At 69.3% G+C, this 20,381-nt stretch carries 16 protein-coding genes; 7 read left to right on the forward strand and 9 right to left on the reverse strand.

Annotation, left to right across the window (positions count from 1 at the left end; genetic code table 11):
- The first annotated feature begins 124 nt into the window (after window positions 1-124).
- The 4 genes from ASE10_RS04935 (at window position 125) to ASE10_RS04950 (ending at window position 4,270) form a co-directional block, all read left to right on the forward strand.
- On the forward strand, window positions 125-1,186 hold the full coding sequence (locus ASE10_RS04935; RefSeq protein ID WP_055902411.1) for a suppressor of fused domain protein: 1,062 nt from the start codon (window positions 125-127) through the stop codon (window positions 1,184-1,186).
- Window positions 1,187-1,262: 76 nt separating this feature from the next.
- Window positions 1,263-2,144: a methylisocitrate lyase gene (gene prpB, locus ASE10_RS04940; RefSeq protein ID WP_055902412.1), complete on the forward strand. Its 882-nt coding sequence runs from the start codon at window positions 1,263-1,265 to the stop codon at window positions 2,142-2,144.
- Between the two features lie 12 nt (window positions 2,145-2,156).
- Window positions 2,157-3,311: a 2-methylcitrate synthase gene (gene prpC, locus ASE10_RS04945; protein ID WP_055902414.1), complete on the forward strand. Its 1,155-nt coding sequence runs from the start codon at window positions 2,157-2,159 to the stop codon at window positions 3,309-3,311.
- 437 nt (window positions 3,312-3,748) lie between these two features.
- Complete coding sequence (locus ASE10_RS04950) at window positions 3,749-4,270, forward strand: hypothetical protein (protein ID WP_055902416.1); 522 nt, start codon at window positions 3,749-3,751, stop codon at window positions 4,268-4,270.
- Window positions 4,271-4,901: 631 nt separating this feature from the next.
- Here the strand turns inward: ASE10_RS04950 and ASE10_RS04955 are convergent.
- The 3 genes from ASE10_RS04955 to ASE10_RS04965 all read right to left on the reverse strand — a co-directional run bounded on the left by ASE10_RS04955 (window position 4,902) and on the right by ASE10_RS04965 (window position 8,528).
- On the reverse strand, window positions 4,902-5,513 hold the full coding sequence (locus ASE10_RS04955) for a glutathione S-transferase N-terminal domain-containing protein (protein WP_055902418.1): 612 nt from the start codon (window positions 5,511-5,513) through the stop codon (window positions 4,902-4,904).
- A 113-nt stretch (window positions 5,514-5,626) separates the two neighbouring features.
- Window positions 5,627-6,085 (reverse strand): cell wall hydrolase, encoded by a 459-nt coding sequence (locus ASE10_RS04960; RefSeq protein ID WP_055902420.1) that lies wholly within the window; start codon window positions 6,083-6,085, stop codon window positions 5,627-5,629.
- A 376-nt stretch (window positions 6,086-6,461) separates the two neighbouring features.
- Entirely contained in the window at window positions 6,462-8,528 is a 2,067-nt protein-coding gene (locus ASE10_RS04965; RefSeq protein WP_055902422.1) for an NADPH-dependent 2,4-dienoyl-CoA reductase, read from the reverse strand.
- Between the two features lie 536 nt (window positions 8,529-9,064).
- Between ASE10_RS04965 and fusA the strand changes: the two genes are divergently transcribed.
- Window positions 9,065-11,101 (forward strand): elongation factor G, encoded by a 2,037-nt coding sequence (fusA, locus tag ASE10_RS04970; protein WP_056305814.1) that lies wholly within the window; start codon window positions 9,065-9,067, stop codon window positions 11,099-11,101.
- A gap of 87 nt (window positions 11,102-11,188) precedes the next feature.
- Here the strand turns inward: fusA and ASE10_RS04975 are convergent, their stop codons facing one another.
- From ASE10_RS04975 to ASE10_RS04995, 5 genes are all read right to left on the reverse strand, one after another.
- Window positions 11,189-11,821 carry a LysE family translocator gene (locus tag ASE10_RS04975; protein ID WP_055902426.1) on the reverse strand — a complete coding sequence of 211 codons (633 nt, stop codon included), beginning with the start codon at window positions 11,819-11,821 and terminating at the stop codon, window positions 11,189-11,191.
- Window positions 11,822-11,840: 19 nt separating this feature from the next.
- Window positions 11,841-12,860: a zinc-binding alcohol dehydrogenase family protein gene (locus ASE10_RS04980; RefSeq protein WP_055902428.1), complete on the reverse strand. Its 1,020-nt coding sequence runs from the start codon at window positions 12,858-12,860 to the stop codon at window positions 11,841-11,843.
- A 52-nt stretch (window positions 12,861-12,912) separates the two neighbouring features.
- On the reverse strand, window positions 12,913-13,707 hold the full coding sequence (locus ASE10_RS04985) for an SDR family oxidoreductase (protein WP_055902430.1): 795 nt from the start codon (window positions 13,705-13,707) through the stop codon (window positions 12,913-12,915).
- 86 nt (window positions 13,708-13,793) lie between these two features.
- Window positions 13,794-14,825 (reverse strand): aldo/keto reductase, encoded by a 1,032-nt coding sequence (locus tag ASE10_RS04990; RefSeq protein WP_055902431.1) that lies wholly within the window; start codon window positions 14,823-14,825, stop codon window positions 13,794-13,796.
- Between the two features lie 68 nt (window positions 14,826-14,893).
- Entirely contained in the window at window positions 14,894-16,084 is a 1,191-nt protein-coding gene (locus ASE10_RS04995) for an MFS transporter (RefSeq protein ID WP_055902434.1), read from the reverse strand.
- A 254-nt stretch (window positions 16,085-16,338) separates the two neighbouring features.
- Between ASE10_RS04995 and ASE10_RS05000 the strand changes: the two genes are divergently transcribed.
- On the forward strand, window positions 16,339-17,265 hold the full coding sequence (locus ASE10_RS05000) for a LysR family transcriptional regulator (protein ID WP_055902436.1): 927 nt from the start codon (window positions 16,339-16,341) through the stop codon (window positions 17,263-17,265).
- 393 nt (window positions 17,266-17,658) lie between these two features.
- Here the strand turns inward: ASE10_RS05000 and ASE10_RS05005 are convergent, their stop codons facing one another.
- Window positions 17,659-18,450, reverse strand: coding sequence for a class III extradiol ring-cleavage dioxygenase (locus tag ASE10_RS05005; protein WP_055902438.1), 792 nt, complete (start codon window positions 18,448-18,450; stop codon window positions 17,659-17,661).
- Between the two features lie 150 nt (window positions 18,451-18,600).
- Here ASE10_RS05005 and ASE10_RS05010 point away from each other — a divergent pair, with 150 nt between their 5' ends.
- Window positions 18,601-20,049 (forward strand): bifunctional 2-methylcitrate dehydratase/aconitate hydratase, encoded by a 1,449-nt coding sequence (locus ASE10_RS05010; RefSeq protein ID WP_055902440.1) that lies wholly within the window; start codon window positions 18,601-18,603, stop codon window positions 20,047-20,049.
- The last annotated feature ends 332 nt before the right edge of the window (window positions 20,050-20,381 follow it).

Raw genomic sequence — 20,381 nt, forward strand, 5'->3', positions numbered from 1 at the left:
GGCCGGCCACGGCACGGCGGATTGAGCAAAACCGGCGGGCGGGGCCGGTCGCGTAGCGCTTGACAGCGCCTTTCACCGCGCTCCGCTACCATGAACGCCCCTTTGGGACGGAGCGGGAGCGACGATGGAGCGCCAAGAGGATCAGGCACCTGGCTGGGACGCGATCGACCGCGCCCTGGCGCCGCTGTACGCCGAGCAGGAGCCGCGCCACTACGGCACGCTGATCAAGCGCTCGCTGGGCGGCAACGATCCGCTCGACGGCATCAGCGCCTACAAGCGCGAGGAGCCGGTGCCGCACTGGCATTTCGTCACCTACGGCCTGTCCGAACTCTACGCCAAGGAATCCGACGATCCCGGGCACAGCGGCTGGGGCTTCGAGCTGACCTTCCGCCTGCGCGACGACAGCGATGCGACCGAGCCGCCGGTCTGGGCCTTGAACTTCCTGCAGAACCTGGCGCGTTACGTGTTCGACAGCGGCAACGCCTTCGCCGACGGTCATTACCTCAACGCCAACGGCCCGATCGCCGCCGACAGCGATACCCGTATCCGCTCGGTCGCCTTCGTGCGCGACCCCGAACTGGAACCGGTCGACAGCGCCCACGGCCGGGTCGAGTTCCTGCAGGTGGTCGGCCTGACCAACGAGGAAGAACTCGCGCTCAAGCGCTGGTCGACGCGCAAGGTGCTGCAGGCCTTCGAGCCGCACATGCCGCTGTGGATCACCGACCTGGAACGCGCTTCGCTGATGCAAGAGTCGGAGATCGTCGCCGAGATCGCCGCCGGCACCGCCAGCGAGGGCTCCGACACCGGCTTCGTGTTCGTCGACGGCCTGTCCTGGGAACAGCAGGCGCGGCGTTGGCGCAAGCCGCTGACCACGGTCGTGCTGGGCGCGCGCCAGGTCGGCGAGCTGATGGCGCTGCTGCCGCTGCGGCTGCCGTTCGACAAACCGTTCTCGTTGATCGGCACGGAGAGCCGGGTGCTGTTCGCGAGCGGCCGCCGCAACGCCGTCCAGGCCGACGGCGAGGACCTGCGCCTGACCCTGACCGCCGAGACCCTGCGCGAGCTGATCGCCACCCTGCAGGCGCGCGAGGGCCATTACGTCCTGCGCAGCTTCGACATCCTGGGATTCACCGTGCGCAAGAGCCAGATCAAGGACGCCGACGGCCGCGTGGTCCAGACCATAGGCTGAGGCGGCCGGGCCGGACGGGTGGGGTAAAATGGCCGGATCGCCCCTGAGTCCCGGGGCCGATCACAACGGAGCCAGCATGAGCCATCCTTCCGCCGGCGCGCAGTTCCGCGCCGCTCTAGCCGCCGAATCGCCGTTGCAGGTGATGGGCGCGATCACCGCCTATGCCGGCCTGATGGCCAAGCGCACCGGTTACAAGGCCCTGTACCTGTCCGGCGGCGGCGTCGCCGCCAATTCGCTGGGCGTGCCCGACCTGGGCATCAGCACCATGGAAGACGTGCTCACCGACGCGCGCCGTATCGTCGACGCCACCGGCCTGCCGCTGCTGGTCGACATCGACACCGGCTGGGGCGGCGCGTTCAACATCGGCCGCACCATCCGTTCCTTCATCAACGTCGGCGTCGCCGCCGTGCACATGGAGGACCAGGTCGGTCAGAAGCGCTGCGGCCACCGTCCGGGCAAGGAAGTGGTGAGCAAGCAGGAGATGGTGGACCGGGTGAAGTCCGCGGTCGATGCGCGCACCGACGAGCAGTTCGTGATCATGGCGCGCACCGACGCGGCCGCGGTCGAGGGCATCGACTCGGCGATCGAGCGCGCGGTGGCATACGTCGAGGCCGGCGCCGACATGATCTTCCCAGAGGCCATGAACACGCTCGACGACTACCGCCGCTTCAAGGCCGCGGTGAAGGTGCCGATCCTGGCCAACCTGACCGAGTTCGGCTCGACCCCGTTCTTCACCACCGACGAGCTGCGCGACGCCGGCGTCGACATCGCCCTGTACTGCTGCGGCGCCTACCGCGCCATGAACAAGGCCGCGCTGAACTTCTACGAGACCGTGCGCCGCGAAGGCACCCAGAAGAACATCGTCGACACCCTGCAGACCCGCGCGCAGCTGTACGACTTCCTCAATTATCACGCGTACGAAGACAAGCTCGACCAGCTCTTCGCGCAGGACAAATAACAAGGAATTCCGATGAGCGACAACACCACCCAAGTGCTACCCAAGGCCAAGAAGTCGGTCGCCCTCAGCGGCACCGCGGCCGGCAACACCGCGCTGTGCACGGTCGGCCGCAGCGGCAACGACCTGCATTACCGCGGCTACGACATCCACGATCTGGCGACCAAGTCGACCTTCGAGGAGGTCGCGCATCTGCTGGTCCACGGCGCGCTGCCGACCGCTTCGCAGCTCAAGGCCTACAAGCTCAAGCTCAAGCGCCTGCGCGGCCTGCCGGCGATCGTGACCGAGGCGCTGGAACTGGTGCCGGCCAACGCCCACCCGATGGACGTGATGCGCACCGGTTGCTCGGTGCTGGGCACGGTGCTGCCCGAGCGCGAAGGCCATCCGGCCAGCGAAGCGCGCGACATCGCCGACCGCCTGATCGCCAGCTTCGGCTCGATGCTGCTGTACTGGTGGCACTTCACCCGCAACGGCCGCCGCATCGATTGCGAGACCGACGACGACAGCGTCGCCGCGCACTTCCTGCACCTGCTGCACGGCGAGGAGCCCAGTGCGCTGCACGCCGATTCGCTGGACAAGTCGCTGATCCTGTACGCCGAGCACGAGTTCAACGCCTCGACCTTCACCGCGCGCGTGATCGCCGGTACCGGTTCGGACCTGCATTCGTGCATCACCGGCGCGATCGGCGCGCTGCGTGGCCCCAAGCACGGCGGCGCCAACGAAGTCGCGATGGACATCATCTCGCGCTACTCCAGCGCCGACGAGGCCGAAGCCGACATCCGCGCACGGGTGGAGCGCAAGGAAATCGTGATCGGCTTCGGCCACCCGGTCTACACCATCGGCGATCCGCGTAATCCGATCATCAAGGAGCTGTCGCGCGCGCTGTGCAAGGACGGCGGCAACCAGGTCCTGTTCGACGTCAGCGAGCGCATCGAGACGCTGATGTGGGACCTGAAGAAGATGTTCCCGAACCTGGATTGGTACTCGGCCTCGGCCTATCACATGATGGGCATCCCGACCCCGATGTTCACGCCGCTGTTCGTGATCGCGCGCACCACCGGCTGGGCCGCGCACGTGATCGAGCAGCGCGAGGACGGCAAGATCATCCGCCCCAGCGCCAACTACACCGGCCCGGAAGATCGCGCCTACGTGCCGATCGAGCAGCGCTGAACGGCGCGGCCCCCGCGCCGCGCACCGCAGACCGGACAGGCCGCGCTCATGCGCGGCCTGTTCCGTTTTGAGAGGTACGTCTGAGAGGTGCGTCTGAGAGGTGCGTTTGAGAGGTACGTTTGCGAGGTGCGTTTGTCAGGTGCATCTGCGAGATGCATCTGTGAGGTGCATCAGCGAAGCGCGATGGCACCTAGGCGGGCTCCAGCCCATCATCCCGAACCTCCCGCTCCCGCCCTCCGCACCTGCCCGGCGCAGGAGGCGCCTCGTACTTTGGTCTAAGCCGGCGCCGGCGGACGCGGCGGCGGCGCAGGCGCATGGCATAGTCGGGTAGACGCCCGGAAATCGCGAACCGCATCGCATCGCGGGCGCGCCGATCGGCGTAGCGTCGAGGGGCGGCCGGCCGTTGCCGGCCCTGCCGATGCGTGCCGGAGGGGGCCATGCGCGAAGACGACATCCTGAGCAAGACCGAGGCCGGGCGCGAGGAGATCGAGCGCCGCACCCGCAAGCTGCCGACGGTGCTGCGCTCGCTGCTGCTGGTGGTCGACGGGCAGCGCGACGTGGCCCAGCTGCGCGCGGTCGCGGCGGGCCTGCACGGGCCGCCGGATGCGCTGGAGCAACTGGTCGGCTTGGGTTTGATCGGTGTGGGCGGGCAGGCGTCCGTGTCCGCGCCGGTGCGCGCCGCGGCGCCGGTGGCGGCTACGCCCGCCGCGCCCGTGTCACTGCCCGGCGTGGGCGACGCGTCCAGTCGCTACGGCGTGCTCTATGCCCTGATGTCGGATGCGGTGCGCGAGCAGTTGGGGCTGCGCGGGTATTTCCTGCAACTCAAGATCGAGCGCTCGGCGGACTTGGCGGAGCTGGCGCAGCTGTTGCCGGATCTGCGTGCGGCGGTCGCCAAGGCGCGCGATGTGGCGTTGGCGGATGAGTTGGATCGGAGGTTGCGGATGGCGGCGCAGTTGTAGCGGGGGCGGTTGGTGTCCGCTTCGTCTTCTGCTTTCTGTAGGAGCGGCGTGAGCCGCGACCGCGAACATCGCCTGCCGACGGAGGCTCCGCTTTCTGCTTTCTGTGGGAGCGGCGTAAGCCGCGATCGCGCACTTAGAGGTTCGGCGAAGGTTTCGATTCTCAAGTCGAAGGCTTCCGCCCGCTGCGCATGCGGGTCACTTTCTCTTGCCACTCGCCTTGGGGTAGGAGCGGCGTGAGCCGCGACCGCGACCTTCGGCTACGCGCTGGCTTCGATTCGGATTGGCTTCGCTTTCTGCTTTCTGTGGGAGCGGCGTAAGCCGCGATCGCGAATTCCGTTTGCTGCGTTGGTTTCGTTCTTAAGCAACAGCTTCCGCCCGCTGCGCGTGCGGGTCACTTTCTCTTGCAAGGAACATCCTGTTCCTCGAAAAACGGCGCGCGTCCTGCGCGCCGCCCTTCGGGTCTGGGTGGGATTGGGCGAGTGCGTGGCATTGGATTTCAATGCCGCGGCAACGGCAACGGCAACAATATGGCTTTTGCCGTCATCCCCGCGCAGGCGGGGATCCCGTGCTCAGCGCGTTTGCGCGATGCGCAGCGTCGTTAAGCCGTACGCGTATCGAACATGCAACAGCCTCAGGCCAAACCTTCCGCCTGCAACGCCTTGCGCACGCCCTCATCGGTCTCCATCCGCCGCTTGAACGCAGCCAGATTGTCCAGCCCGCCGAGGTCGATCTTCTGCCCGTCGGCCCAGCGCAGGGTGATGTAGAGATAAGGATCGGCATAGCTGCGGAAACCGGCCAGCCACTGCTTGCCTTCGAGTTGGCGGTCGGCGCTTTCGAACAGCGCGCGCAGGCGTTTGTGCGCGGCTTCCTTCAGTGCGGCATGGTCGTTCGTGTCTTCGGAGAAGCGCGCCGGTGCGAACAGCGGCAGGAACGCGGGGTGCAGGTCGGAGTTCACGAACGCGAGCCAACGCGCGGCGGTCGCGCGTTGCTGCGGGCTGCCGTCGCCGGCGAGTTGCGCGGCCGGATAGCTGTCGGCGATGTAGCCCATGATCGCGGCGTTCTGGGTGAGCACGAAGTCGCCGTCTTCGATCGCAGGCACCGCGCCGGCCGGATTGATCGCGAGGAACGCGGGCGCCTTCATCGCGTCGCGCGTCATCACCTGCACTTCGAACGGTTGCCCGGTCCATTGCAGCGCGATGTGGTCGGCGGTCGAACACGCGCCGGGCTTGGTGTAGAGCTTCATGGGCGGACTCCGGATACGAAAACAAGCCGGCGACTATCGCCGACCTGCGCTCTATCCTCAATCAGGAGTCCGCAACGCAGCGTCACGACGCTGCGTATTGCTACGGCCGCGCCTCAGGACTTGCGCGGCTTGAGCTTCTGCACCTGGTAGAAGGTGTGGTCGCCGATGGTCGCGACCTGGTAAGCGTTGCGCCAGCTCGGGCTGGCGATCGCATGAGCGGCGAAGTGGCTGGCGCCCGGCACGATTTCCTTGCGCTGACCGGCGGGCAGGGCCCAGTTGCGTTCGGCTTCCAGGGCGATCTGCACCGACTCGGCCCAGGCCTCGGTGTTGTTCAGGCGCGTGCCCGGCGAGACCAGGGTCGGCGCGAACTGCTTGCGGGCGGTGACCACCTCGCAGACGGAGTCTCCCCACAGACCGCTGTCGCGGCGACGCAGGGCGACTTCGGCGACGGCCTTCTGGCCGCGGATGGACTGGTCGCGGGCTTCCAGATAGACGGTGGTGCTCAGGCACAGCGAATCGGCGGGTTGCGGCGGAAGCACAGAGGCCAGCCACAGGATCCAGGCGAGTTTCATATTGACTCCTTGCTCCGTTGCGCCGGACCGCACTGGGACCTCCGTCTCCTCCTATCGGAAGACGGCTGACACGGTATGGACCGGCATGGCGTACTGGGGAGGGCAGCGGCTCTGCGGCGCGCTTTTGCCCCGTGCCGTGGACCGCGTGGACGACGCGGGCGGCGAGGGTTGCCACCTGAAGCGGCGGCGTGAAAGTTGGCGCACGGTAGCCGCGGTTAACTAAACGCCCGCTGAATCTCAAAACCTAAGTGCGCGAAAAAACTCAAGTTTTTACTCTGAATAGGCGCTAAGGCCTTGCCAGTTAAGGGTATCTGTCGGGCGCGAGACGCTGCGGCGAACGTGACGCGCAACACTGTTCAGGTTCGCTGAAAACGCTTTACAGCGCCGCCGCGACCCGGCTGCCCTGGGCGATGGCGCGCTTGGCGTCCAGTTCGGCGGCCACGTCGGCGCCGCCGATCACGTGCACCGGGCGGCCGTTGCCGGCCAATTGCGCGGCCAGCGGCTTGAACGGCTCCTGGCCGGCGCAGATCACCACGTGGTCGACCGCCAGGACCTGCTCGCTGCCGTCGACGCGGATGCGGAAGCCTTCGTCGTCGACGCCGAGGTACTCGACCCCGCCCAGCATGCGCACCTGCTTGGCCTTGAGGGTGGCGCGGTGGATCCAGCCGGTGGTCTTGCCCAGGCGCGCGCCGGGCTTGCCGGCGCTGCGCTGGAGCAGCCAGACCTGGCGTGCGGGCGGTTCCGGCCGCGCTTCGGCCAGGCCGCCGCGGTTGTCGCCGTAGCCCAGGTCCACGCCCCATTCGGCGCGCCAGCGCGCCGGGTCCAGGCTGGAGCTGGCGTGGCCGGCCGGGTGCACGAGGTATTCGGCGACGTCGAAGCCGATGCCGCCGGCGCCGACGATCGCGACCTTGGCGCCCGCCACCACGCCGCCGCGCAGCACGTCGAGGTAGCTCAGCACCTTGGGGTGGTCGGCGCCGGGGAAATCGACTGCGCGCGGGGCGATGCCGGTGGCCAGCACGACCTCGTCGTAGCCGGCCAGCGCGGCCGCGTCGGCGCGGGTGTTCAGGCGCAGCTCGACGCCGCTGGTTTCGATCTTGCGGGCGAAGTAGCGCAGGGTCTCGTGGAACTCTTCCTTGCCCGGAATCCGCTTGGCCAGATTGAACTGGCCGCCGATCTCATGGGCGGCATCGAACAAGGTGACACGGTGGCCGCGTTCGGCCGCGACCGTGGCGCAGGCCAGGCCGGCGGGGCCGGCGCCGACCACCGCCACGCGCTTGGGCGCCGCGGCAGGGGTGTAGTTGAGTTCGGTCTCGGCGCAGGCGCGCGGGTTGACCAGGCAGCTGGCGTGCTTGTTCTCGAACACGTGGTCCAGGCAGGCCTGGTTGCAGGCGATGCAGGTGTTGATCTCGTCGCTGCGGCGGTCGCGGGCCTTGGCGACCCAGGCCGGGTCGGCCAGCAGCGGCCGCGCCATCGACACCATGTCGGCCTCGCCCTCGCGCAGGATGCGTTCGGCGACGTCGGGCATGTTGATGCGGTTGGTGGTGATCAGCGGCAGGCCGACGTGCGGCTTGAGCCGCGCGGTGATGCCGGTGAAGGCCGCGCGCGGCACCGAGGTGGCGATGGTCGGGATGCGCGCCTCGTGCCAGCCGATGCCGGTGTTGATCAGGGTCGCGCCCGCGGCCTCGACCGCCTTGGCCTGAGCGATCACGTCCTCCCAGGTCGAGCCGCCGTCGACCAGGTCGATCATCGACAGCCGGTAGACGATGATGAAGTCGGGGCCGCAGGCCTCGCGGATGCCGCGCACGATCTGGGTCACGAAGGCGATCCGGCGCGCGGCGTCGCCGCCCCAGGCGTCGTCGCGCTTGTTGGTGCGCGGCACCGTGAACTGGTTGAGCAGGTAGCCTTCCGAGCCCATCACCTCGACGCCGTCGTAGCCGGCTTCGCGTGCGAGCCTGGCGCTGTTGACGAAGGCGCGGATCTGCGAGCGCACGCCGAAGCCGGACAGGGCGCGCGGGGTGAACGGGTTGATCGGCGCCTTGAGCCTGGACGGCGCGACCTGCAGCGGGTGATAGCCGTAGCGGCCGGCGTGCAGGAGCTGCAGGCAGATGCGGCTGCCGTGTGCGTGCACGGCCTGGGTCACTTGGCGGTGCTTGCCGACTTCCCAGCGCCAGCTGAGCTTGCCACCGAAGGGCTTGAGCCAGCCGACGATGTTGGGGGCGAAGCCGCCGGTCACGATCAGGCCGACGCCGCCGGCCGCGCGCTCGCCGAAATAGGCCGCCAGCTTGGGGAAGTCGGCGGCCTTGTCCTCCAGCCCGGTGTGCATCGAGCCCATCAGCACGCGGTTGGGCAGGGTGCAGAAACCCAGGTCCAGCGGCTCGAACAGCTTCGGATACATCGGGTGCGGAGCGGCGGGGTTTGCGGGCGGGGAGCTGGCGGCCGTCATGCTGGAATACGCTGGCGTATGGAGCGCGCACGATGCCGGGAAATCGGCGGCGATACAACCATAGCGGCTCCCGTCCCCGCGGCAGCGGGCCGGCGCGGGCGTATCCGGGCCGCAACGCAGTGTCCCGGGCGGCACGCCGGCGCGGCCATTGACTCCGATCCGGCCGCCCCTACTCTATGTCCACCACACACCCGGCCCAGCCGCCCATGACGCAGTTCCCGCTCCTGATATTGCAGCATGCCCAACGCGAGAGCGTGGGCCGGGTGCGCCTGCCTCCTGTGATTCGCGGTGCCGCGTCGAGCTGATTCGACCGGCCGCGGCCACACCGATACAGAGCACCCGCAAGGGTGCTTTTTTATTGCCCGCGTTTTTATCCAGCCTCCGGCGCATCGCCGCCGCCGCCTTCCACCGCAGTCCCGGAAACCGAAGGAGCACGTGTCGTGAATACCACGGAAGACACCCAAGCCTAGCCGCGCGCCTTGTCGCCAACAGGGGCGCGCGGCCTCCCGTGTTGGCAACCAAGAAAGCGAATCCGTATGAACACCACCTCTGTTTCCCGCTGGCGCAACCTCGGCATCATTGCCCACGTCGATGCGGGCAAAACCACCCTGACCGAACGTCTGTTGTGGAAAACCGGCGCAATCCATCGCACCGGCGAAGTCCACGACGGCGCCGCCACCACCGACTTCAACCCGATCGAGCAGGACCGCGGCATCACCATCGGCGCCGCGGCCGTGCAGACGCGCTGGACGCCGCAGGGTCAGGCCGAGCACCGGCTGACCGTGATCGACACCCCGGGCCACATCGACTTCGCCATCGAGGTCGAGCGCTCGCTGCGCGTGCTCGACGGTGCGGTCGCCGTGTTCAGCGCGGTCGACGGCGTGCAGCCGCAATCGGAAACCGTGTGGCGCCAGGCGCGCCGGCACGGCGTGCCGCTGATCGCGTTCGCCAACAAGATGGACCGGGTCGGTGCCTCGCTGGAGCTCGTGCTCGCGCAGATGCGCGACAAGCTCGACGCGGTGCCGTGGCCGCTGGGTCACGCCCTGGGCGCGGAAAGCGAGTTGCACGGCTGGGTCGACTACGTGGCGCGCGAGATCGTGCTGTGGGATGCGGCCGACGTCATGTCGCGCCGGCCCTGGAGCGCCGAGGAAACGCGCGAGTACGAACCCTTGCGCCAGCGCCTGGTCGAAGCCGTCGCCGATCACGACGACGAACTCGCCCAGGCCTATCTGGAGGCGCGCGCGATCGAGGCCGGGGCGCTCAAGGCGGCCCTGCGTCGCGGCACGCTGAGCGGCGCCGGCACGCCGGTGCTGGGCGGTTCCGCGTTCAAGAACAAGGGCGTGGAAACCTTGCTGGACGCGATCGTCGACTACCTGCCGTCGCCCTTGGACCGGCCCTGGGTGCGCGCCGAAAGCGAGCACGGCGAGGTCGCGCTGGCGCCCGACGCTGCGGGTCCGCTGGCGGCGCTGGTGTTCAAGATCGCGCACCAGGAACACGGCGCGCTCTCGTTCGTGCGCCTGTACTCGGGCACGTTGCGGGTCGGCGACACGGTGTGGGCCTCGCGGCGCGGCAAGCCGCAGCGGGTCGGGCGCCTGGTCGTGGTCCAGGCCAATCGCGGCCGCGATGTCGAGGTGGCGTACGCCGGCGAGATCGTCGCGGTGCAGGGTTGGAAGGACGCAGTCAGCGGCGAAACCCTCAGCGGCAGCGACCGCAAGCTGGTGCTGGACGCGATCCAGGCCCAGCCGGCGGTGTTGTCCTGGCGTCTGACCGCGGCCAAGGCCGGCGACCTGATCCGTCTCGGCCAGGGCTTGGCGAGCCTGGCTCAGGAGGACCCGTCGTTCCGCGTCGGCAGCGACCAGGACACCGGCGAGACCCTGGTGTGGGGCATGGGCGAGCTGCACCTGGACGTGATGGTCGAGCGCCTGCGTCAGGAGTGGAACGTCGAAGTCCGCACCGGCTCGCCGCGCGTGGCTTATCAGGAAACCCCGAGCCGCGCGGTAACGCGCGTCGAAGGCAAGCTGTCGAAGCAGAACGGCGGCAGCGGCCAGTTCGCGCGCGTGCTGATCGATGTCGAGCCGCGCGAGGACGGAGGTTTCGAGTTCGTCGACCGCACCAGCGGCGGCGTGGTCCCGCGCAACTTCGTCTCCGCGACGGAGAAAGGGCTGCGTGCCGCGCTCACGGAAGGTCCGCGCGGCTATCCGGTGGTCGGGCTCACGGTGAGCCTGGTCGACGGTGAGACGCATGCGGTGGATTCGTCCGAACTCGCGTTCCAACGCGCGGCGGGCGAGGCCCTGAAGGCGGCGCTGGCGCTCAGCGGCACGACGCTGCTGGAGCCGGTGATGGCGCTGGTCGTGGACACGCCCGCCGGCAACGTCGGCGACGTGGTCGGCGATCTGCAGCGGCGTTCCGGCCGGGTCGTGGCGATCGACGACAAGGGCACGCGCGCCGATGTCAGTGCGCGCGCGCCGCTGGCGCAGCTGTCGGGCTACACGACCGCGCTGCGTTCGCTGACCCAGGGACGGGCTTCGGCGTCGGTGGTCTTCAACGGCTACGAGGCCGCGCGCGACGCCTGAGTGCGCAACAACTGAGTACGCAATACGCAGTGGAAAACCGAGGGGCCGGCATTGCCGGCCCCTCTTCTTGGTCTCGCTCGCGAGTGCTCAGACCGCGGCCGGCCGCAGCCGCAGCAGGCCCACGCCCATCGCCGCGAAGCCCGTGCCCAGCGCGCGATTGAGCCAGCGCGCGCGGCGCGGCTGCGCGAACCAGCGCCGCAGCACCCGCGCCAGGGCGACGTAGCACAGATGCGAAAGCACCGTGCAGGCGGCGAAGCTCAGGGTCAGGGCGAAGAACTGCGGCAGCAGGGGCGCGTCGGCGCGCATGAACTGCGGCAGCAGGGCGGTGAAGAACAGGATGCTCTTGGGGTTGGTTGCGGCCACCAGCAGGCCCTGCAGGAACAGGCGTCGCGGCGAACTCACGGCGGCCGGTGCGGGCGCGCGCGCGAACAGATCGTCGCGCGCGCGCCATTGGCGGATGCCGAGCCAGATCAGGTAGGCCGCGCCGGCCAGCTTGAGCGCGCCGAACAGCCAGGCCGAGGTCTTCAGCAAGGCGCCTAGGCCCAGCATCGCCGTGGCCGCGACCAGGAACACGCCCAAGGCGTTGCCGGCCGAACCGAGCAGGGCGCGGCGCGCGCCGTGGCTGGCGGCGTTGGACACCGCCAGCAGCACCGCAGGCCCGGGGCTGAACGCGGTCAGCAGCGCCAGCGAGCAGAACAACAGCCAGGAAGTTGCGCTCATCTCTGGGTTTCCCTATGGCTTACCAGCCGGCCAGAGTCAGCTTGCCCACGGTCGTTCCCGACTCCAGACGGCGATGCGCCTCGCGCAGATTGGCCGCGTCGATCTTGCCCAGGGTTTCGCTGTGGGTGCCGCGCAGTTCGCCGGCGTCGATCAGCTTGGCGACGCGGTCGAGGATGCGCGCCTGTTCGACCATGTCGCCGGTCTGGAAGCGCGGCCGCGCGAACATCATTTCCCAATGGATGCCGATGCACTTGGCCTTGTACGGGTCGCCGATCCGCAGCGCGCCGCTGGGTTCGACGATCAGGCCGACATGGCCCTGCGGCGCCAGCAGTTCGCCGATCGCCTCCCAATAGCGGTCGGTGTCGGCCAGGTTCAGCACCGCCTCGACCTGAGCGTGGCCCAGCGCCTGCAACTGCGGCAGCAGCGGCTGGCGATGGTCGACGACGTGGTGCGCGCCCATCGCGCGGCACCAATCGACGGTCTCCGGGCGCGAGGCGGTGGCGATCACGTTGAAGCCGGCGCGGCGCGCGAGCTGGATCGCGATCGAGCCGACGCCGCCGGCGCCGGCGATCACCAGCACGGTCTTGCCGACGCCGCCCTTGTCGGCGTCGAAGGGCATGCGCTGGAACAACAGCTCCCAGGCGGTGATCGCGGTCAGCGGCAGGGCCGCGGCCTGGGCCGCGTCCAGGGACTGCGGCGCGTGACCGGTCACGCGTTCGTCCACCAGCTGCAACTGCGCATTGCTGCCCGGGCGGGTGATGTCGCCGGCGTAGTAGACGCGGTCGCCGACCTTGAAACGGGTGACCGCCTCGCCGACCGCGACGATCGTGCCGGCCGCGTCGTAGCCCAGCACGCGCGGCTGCGCTTCGACGCTGGGCTTGGGCGCGCGCACCTTGGTGTCGACCGGATTCACCGACACCGCTTCGACCTGCACCAGCAGGTCGTGGCCCTTGGGCGCGGCAGGGTCGGGCAGCTCGACGTCGAGTAGAGACTCGGGATCGTCGATGGGGAGATAGCGGGTGAGGGCGACGGCTTTCATGGTGCGGCTCCGGGAATCTGGGACGTAGTGTGAGGCGGGCGACGGATACGGATCAGAACGCGGACAGCACCAGGCCGCCCTCGGCGCGTATCGCCGAGCCGTTGACGACCGAAGCGGCGGGGCTGGCGACGAAAGCGACCACGCGCGCGATCTCGGCCGGCTCGGCGAAGCGGCGCAGCAGCGAGGTCGGGCGCGCGGTGTCGAAGAACTGCTTTTCGAACTCGGCCGTGCTGACGCCCTGTTGCTGTGCCAGCTGTTCGACGAACACGCCCACGCCCTCCGAACGGGTCGGCCCGGCCAGCACCGAGTTCACCGTCACCTCGGTGCCGGTGGTCAGCTGGGCCATGCCGCGCGCCAGCGCGATCTGCGCGGCCTTGGTCACGCCGTAATGGATCATCTCGGCCGGAATCTGCAGGCCCGACTCGCTGGACAGGAACACCACCCGGCCGCGATTGCGCTCAAGCATGCCGCCGAAGTAATGCCGCGACAGGCGCACGCCGCTCATCACGTTGGCGTCCCACAGGCGCTGCCATTCCTCGTCGGCGATGTCGGCGAAGTCGGTGGGAACGAAGATGCCGAGGTTGTTGATCAGGATGTCGGTCTGCGGCACCGCGGCGATGAACTCGGCCGCGCCCTGCGCGCTGGCCAGATCGGCGGCGACGCCGCGCAACTGCGCGTCGGGCAGGGTGGCGCGCAGCGAGGCCAGCGCGGCGTCGACGCGGGCCTGGCTGCGGCCGTTGACGACGACGGCGGCGCCGGCGCGCGCGAGTTCTTCGGCGATGGCGTAGCCGATGCCGGCGGTGGAGCCGGTGACGACGGCGGTGGAACCGGAAAGGGTAGCGGTCATGTCGGTACTCGCGATGCGTGGGAGGGGCGGGAGCGGTCGATTCGGGCCAGCACGATTCAAACTAGCGCGGGTCAAGCCAGTGCGGGTCAGACCGGCGCGGGCGTGCGCTCGGCGAACATGCCGTTCCAATACGGGTAGTAGGGATAAGGCGGTGTGACGCGGCTGGCCTGGTCGAGCAGGGCGACGTGTTCGGCGCTGAGGTTCCAGCCGACCGCGCCCAGGTTCTGGCGCAGCTGTTCCTCGTTGCGCGCGCCGATCAGCACGCTCGACACGGTCGGGCGCTGCAGCAGCCAGTTCAGGGCGATCTGCGGGATCGTCTTGCCGGTGTCGGCGGCGACCGCGTCCAGCGCGTCGACGATGCGGTACAGGCGCTCCTCGTCGACCGGCGGGGCGAAGCCGGCGGTGTCGTGCAGGCGGCTGCCCTCGGGCAAGGGCTGGCCGCGGCGGATCTTGCCGGTCAGGCGGCCCCAGCCCAGCGGGCTCCAGACCACCGCGCCCACGCCCTGGTCCTGGGCCAGCGGCATCAGTTCCCATTCGTAGTCGCGGCCGACCAGCGAGTAGTAGGTCTGGTTGGCGACGAAGCGCGAATAGCCGTAGCGGTCGGCGACCGCCTGCGACTTCATCAGTTGCCAGCCGGAATAGTTGGACACGCCCAGGTAGCGCAGCTTGCCGGCGCGGACTAGGTCGTCGAGCGTGGACATGACCTGCTCGACCGGGGTCTGCGCATCGAAGTGGTGCAGCTGCAGCAGGTCGATGTAATCGGTGCCCAGGCGCTGCAGGGCGCGGTCGACGCCGCGGATGAGGTTATGACGCGAGGCGCCGACATCGTTGGGACCGTCGCCGGCGCGCAGGCTGAGCTTGGTCGACAGGATCGCCCGGTCGCGGCGGCCCTGCAGCGCGGCGCCGAGGATGGATTCGGAGGCGCCGTCGGAATACACGTCGGCGGTGTCGAACAGGTTCACGCCGGCGTCGAGGCAGATGTCGATCAGCCGCTGGGCTTCGGCGACGTCGGTATTGCCCCAGGCGCTGAACAGCGGACCCTTGCCGCCGAAGGTGCCGGCGCCGAAGCCCAGCACCGGGACCTTGAAGCCGGAATTGCCGAGAAAGCGGGTGTCCATGGCGTGTTCCTTAGATTGAATGAAAGACGCGCGCCGGCTTGTGCCGCACGCAGCGATTGGGAAAGGGATCAGCCGGCCGGGCAGGTCGCCGTGTCGCTCAATACCGGCGCGCGCGGCGCATCCAGGCGCGCCGCCCATACCGCCAGCACGATGCCCGACACCGTGACCAGGGCCGCGACCCAGGTCACCGCGCCCAGGCCGAGGCCGACGTTGATGACTGCGCCGCCGAGCCAGGCGCCCAGCGCATTGCCGAGGTTGAACGCGCCGATGTTGAGGCTGGAAGCGAGGTTGCGGCCGGCGCTGTCGGTCTTCTGCAGCACCCACAGCTGGATCGGCGAGACCGTGGCGAACGCGGCGATGCCGAGCAGGGCCACGAAGATCACCGCCGCGATCTTGCTGTGCAGGGCGAAGGTCATCAGGCCCAGCACCACCGCCAACGCGACCAGGGTGCCGATCAGCGCCGGCGCCAGGCGGCGGTCGGCGAGGCGGCCGCCGAGCAGGTTGCCGGCGATCAGGCCGACGCCGAACACCAGCAGGATCGGCGATACCGCGCTTTCGGCGAAACCGGTGACCTGGGTCAGGATCGGCTGGATGTAGGTGAACACGGTGAACACGCCGGCGAAGCCGAGCACGGTCATGGCCAGGCCCAGCAGCACCTGCGGGTGGGTCACGGCCTTGATCTCGTCGCGCAGCGCGGCGTTTTCCTGATTGCCCTGGTCCTTGGGCACCAGGGTGGCGATCACGACGGTGGCGATCACGCCGATCGCGGCCACCGCCCAGAACGTCGCGCGCCAGCCCAGGTGCAGGCCCAGCCAGGCGCCGGCGGGCACGCCGAGCAGGGTGGCCACGGTCAGGCCGACGAACATGATCGAAATCGCCGAGGCCTTGCGGTCCTCCGAGACCAGGCCGGTCGCGACCACCGCGCCGACGCCGAAGAAGGTGCCGTGGGCGAGCGAGGTGACCACGCGCGCGATCATCAAGGCGGTGTAGTTGGGTGCGATCGCGCAGGCGATGTTGCCGAGGGTGAAGATCAGCATCAGCGCGACCAGCACGGTCTTGCGCGGCAGGCGCCGGGTCGCGGTGGTCAGCAGCGGCGCGCCGACGAACACGCCCAGGGCATAGCCGGAGATCAGCAGGCCGGCCGCGGCGATGCTCACGTGCAGGTCGGCGGCGACCTGCATCAGCAGGCCCATGATCACGAATTCGGTGGTGCCGATGCCGAAGGCGCCGGCGGTGAGGGCGTATAAGGCCACGGGCATGCGCTGCTTGGCGGCGGGGAGAGCAGGCGCGTTCAGTCGATGCCCTGTCGGCTCCGACTGCCCGGCTTGGGGCGGCCGGGCCGGGCTATCCGAAGCGGGCGCGGTCGCGCCATGGACGGCATCGGCGTTGGGGCGGGAATCGCGATTCATGACGGCGAACCTGACGAGAGGAGGCGCGCAGTCTGGAAGCTTGCATCTTCAGCAAAAACCACCAAGATGGCTAATCAGTTTCAACGAATACTTGATAAACGGCCATGGACCGAGTCGGCGACCTTGCCCTGTTCCTGCGCGTGCTCGATCTGGGCTCGATCAGCGCGGCCGCGCGCAGCCTGGACCTGTCGGTCGCGGTCGCCAGCCAGCGCCTGAAGCGGCTGGAACGCGACCTGGGCGTGCGCCTGCTGCACCGGACCACGCGCCAGCTCCACGCCACCCCCGAGGGCGCCGCTTTGGCCGAACAGGGCCGGGCCCTGGTCGAGGACCTGGAAGCCCTGACCGGCGGCCTGCGCCAGGCCGCGAGCGAAGTCGCCGGCACCCTGCGCCTGACCGCCTCGGCCTCGTTCGGGCGCCAGTACCTGTCGCCGCTGCTGCCGGAGTTCCTGGCCCGGTATCCGCGGGTCAAGGTCAGCGTCAACCTCAACGACCAGTTGCTGGACCTGGTCAGTTCCGGCTTCGACATGGCGATCCGGATCGGCGCGCTCGAGGACTCGAGCCTGGTCGCGCGCAAGCTGGCGCCGAACCGGCGCGTGATCTGCGCCTCGCCCGAGTACGTGCGCCGCCACGGCATGCCCAACTCGCCCGAGGAACTCGCCCGCCACGAGTGCCTGATGCTGGTCGGCAGCCAGGGCCGCCAGGACCTGTGGCGCCTGCACGACCGCGCCGGCCGCGAGATCGCGGTGCGGGTGTCGGGACGGTTCGAAAGCAACCTGGGCGAACTGCTGCGCGATGCCGCGGTCGCCGGCCTGGGCATCGCGCTGCATTCGACCTGGCACGTCAACGAAGACCTGCGCGCGAAACGGCTGGTGCCGGTGATGCCCGACTACGGCGTCGCCGAATCCGGCATCTACGCGGTGATGCCGCAGCGGCGGTTGATCCCGCCGCGGGTGCGCGCATTCAGCGACTTCCTCGCCGAACGCTTCGGCGAGCATCCGCCGTGGGAGCAGTACGAACTGTCGGTGCCGTAAGGGCCGTTGAGCGAGGCCGGCCCGCTTCCGCGTCCCCGCTTTCTGTGGGAGCGGCGTAAGTCGCGATCGAGCCGCACGCGCGATGCAGGCTCCGCCAGCGCGCCATCGCGGCTCACGCCGCTCCCACAGAAGGCCGAAGCGCTAACGAAGACCTGCGCGCGAAACGGCTGGTGCGGGTGATGTCCGAACGCTTCGGCAAGCATCCGCTGTTGGAGCGGTATGAGCTGTCGGTGCCGTAGGGACGGTTGAGCGAGGGGGCCCGATTCCGCGTCCCCGCTTTCTGTAGGAGCGGCGTAAGCCGCGATCGAGCCGCACGCGCGATGCAGGCTCCGCCAGCACGCCATCGCGGCTTACGCCGCTCCTACAGAAGGCCGGAGCGCGACCGTCGTGCCCTCAATCGAAGGCGAACGCATCCAAGGCCAGCGAACCCATCTCGTGCGAACGATGGATCGTGCGCACCGACGGCTGCGTGCCGGCCGCGCCCAGGGCCACGAACAGCGGCATCAGATGCTCGACCGTGGGGTGCGCATGCCGCGCATGCGGCGCCTGCGCCTGCCAGTCCATGAGCGCGGCGTGGTCGTGCGAGTCCAGGCGTTCGTGCATCCAGTCGCCGAACTCGCGCGCCCACGGCGCCAGCGGGGCGTCGCGCTGCTGCCAGTCGAGATCGCCGAGGTTGTGCACGAAACCGCCCGAGCCGATCACCAGCACGCCTTCCTCGCGCAAGGGCGCGAGCGCTCGACCCAGCGCGTAGTGCTGCGCGGCCGTGCCGTGCGGCATCACCGACAGCGGCACCACCGGGATGTCGGCCTGCGGATACATGCGCCGCAAGGGCACCCACACGCCGTGATCCAGCCCGTGCGCCTCGCGCACCTTCGGATTCAGGCCGGCCTCGTCCAGGCGCGCGCGGATCGCTTCGGCCAGCGCCGGATCGCCCGGCGCCGGGTAGCGGATCTGGTACAGCGGTGCCGGAAAACCGCCGAAGTCGTGCACCGTGTGCGGGCTCGCATGCCCGCCCAGCATCGGCCGGTCGGTCATGAAATGCGCCGACGCGACCACGATCGCCTTCGGCCACGGCAGTTGCGCGCCCAGCGCATCGAGGAAGCGGCCAGCGGCGGAATCCTCGACCGCCAGCATCGGCGAGCCGTGGGACAGGAACAGGGTAGGCAGGCGGGTTGGGATATCCATAGCGAAAGGGTGATCCCGGCCGCGGCCTTTTGCCAGCGCCGGCCGTCGCTCGCTGCGTTCCGCCCGTGTGGGCAAACGCCGGCGTTCGCGCCGGACCCACACGCGCGGCCGCAGACTGCGGATCCGCCGTCCGCACCGGGCCACGCCTGCATGAGCCACGCCGATATCCGCTCCGCCGTCCGTCCCCAGCCCGACCCGCCGATGCGCGCCATCGCCGATTACGTCGCCGACTACCGGATCGAATCGCAGGAGGCCTACGACACCGCCCGCACCATGCTGCTGGATTCGCTGGCCTGCGCGGCGCTGGCGATGGACCACCCGGCCTGCGTTCGCCACCTCGGCCCGCTGGTGCCGGGCGCGGAACTGCGCGGCGGCGCGCGCGTGCCGTTCACCGCCTACGAACTCGATCCGGTCCAGGCCGCCTACAACATCGGCGTGCAGATCCGCTGGCTGGACTTCAACGACACCTGGCTCGCGGCCGAATGGGGTCACCCTTCCGACAACCTCGGCGCGATCCTCGCCGTCGCCGACTACCTCGGCCGCCGCGCCGAAGCCGAAGGCGGCCAGGCGATGACGGTGGGCGAGGTGCTCGGCTACGCGATCAAGGCCCATGAAATCCAGGGCGGCTACGCGCTCAGGAATTCCTTCAACCGGGTCGGCCTGGACCACGTGATCCTGGTGCGCCTGGCCTCGGCGGCGGTCGCCACCGCCATGCTCGGCGGCGGCAAGGACGCGATCACCGACGCCGTGTCGCAGGCCTGGATCGACAACGGCAGCCTGCGCGCCTACCGCCACGCGCCCAACACCGGCCCGCGCAAGAGCTGGGCCGCCGGCGACGCCTGCCGTCGCGCCGTCACCCACGCCCTCGACGCCGTCCGCGGCGAGCCCGGCTACCCGAGCGCGCTGTCGGCGCCGACCTGGGGCTTCTACGACGTCGCCTTCGGCGGCCGGCCGTTCGAGTTCGAGCGGCCGTTCGGCAGCTACGTGATGGAGAACATCCTGTTCAAGATCAGCTACCCGGCCGAGTTCCACGCCCAGACCGCGGTCGAATGCGCGATGCGGCTGCACGGGCAGGTCAGGGACCGCCTCGACGACATCGAGCGCATCGAACTGCGGACCCAGGAGGCTGGGGCGCGCATCATCGACAAGACCGGCCCGCTGGCCAATTACGCCGATCGCGACCACTGCCTGCAGTACATGGTCGCGGTGCCGCTGATCTTCGGCCGCCTGACCGCCGACGACTACACCGACGCGGTCGCCGCCGACCCGCGCATCGACGCCCTGCGCGAGAAAATGCGCGTCGCCGAGCATCCCCCATTCAGCCGCGACTACTACGACCCCGACAAGCGCTACATCGGCAATTCGGTGCAGGTGTTCTTCCGCGACGGCAGCGCCACCGAGAACGTGTCCGTCGATTACCCGGTCGGCCACCGCAAACGCCGCGCCGAGGGTGGGCCCCTGCTGATGGCCAAATTCGAAGCTGCGGTCCGCGCCCGGTTGGCGCCGGCCCAGGCCGATACACTGCTCGCCCTCGCTGCGGCCCCGCAGCGGCTGGACGCGCTGCCGATCACCGGTTTCCTGGCCCTGTTGCGGCCCTGATTCACGGTCGCGGCGGCGCCGGCGTTTAGCACGAATGCGGCCGCGAATGTTAGATGCCTGTTAACATGGCTTTCACATAGGCAAACCTAACCTGCGCAGGATGGCGTCGGAAGGCGGCCGTCCTGAACGGTAGGAAGCTCACAGACGCGGTTTCCAAATTTTTCTGAACCAAGGAGCTATAACAAATGAATAAGAAACTCCTCTGCGCCGCCCTGCTGGGTGGCCTGAGTCTGGCCCAGGCGGCCAGCGCGCAGGATTTCGACGACCGCTGGTACATCACCGGTTCGGCCGGCATGAACCTGCAGGACAACGACCGCGGTACCCGTAACGCC

Origin of the sequence: Lysobacter sp. Root76 (genome assembly GCF_001428685.1) — a bacterium.
Classification (GTDB): Bacteria; Pseudomonadota; Gammaproteobacteria; order Xanthomonadales; family Xanthomonadaceae; genus Lysobacter.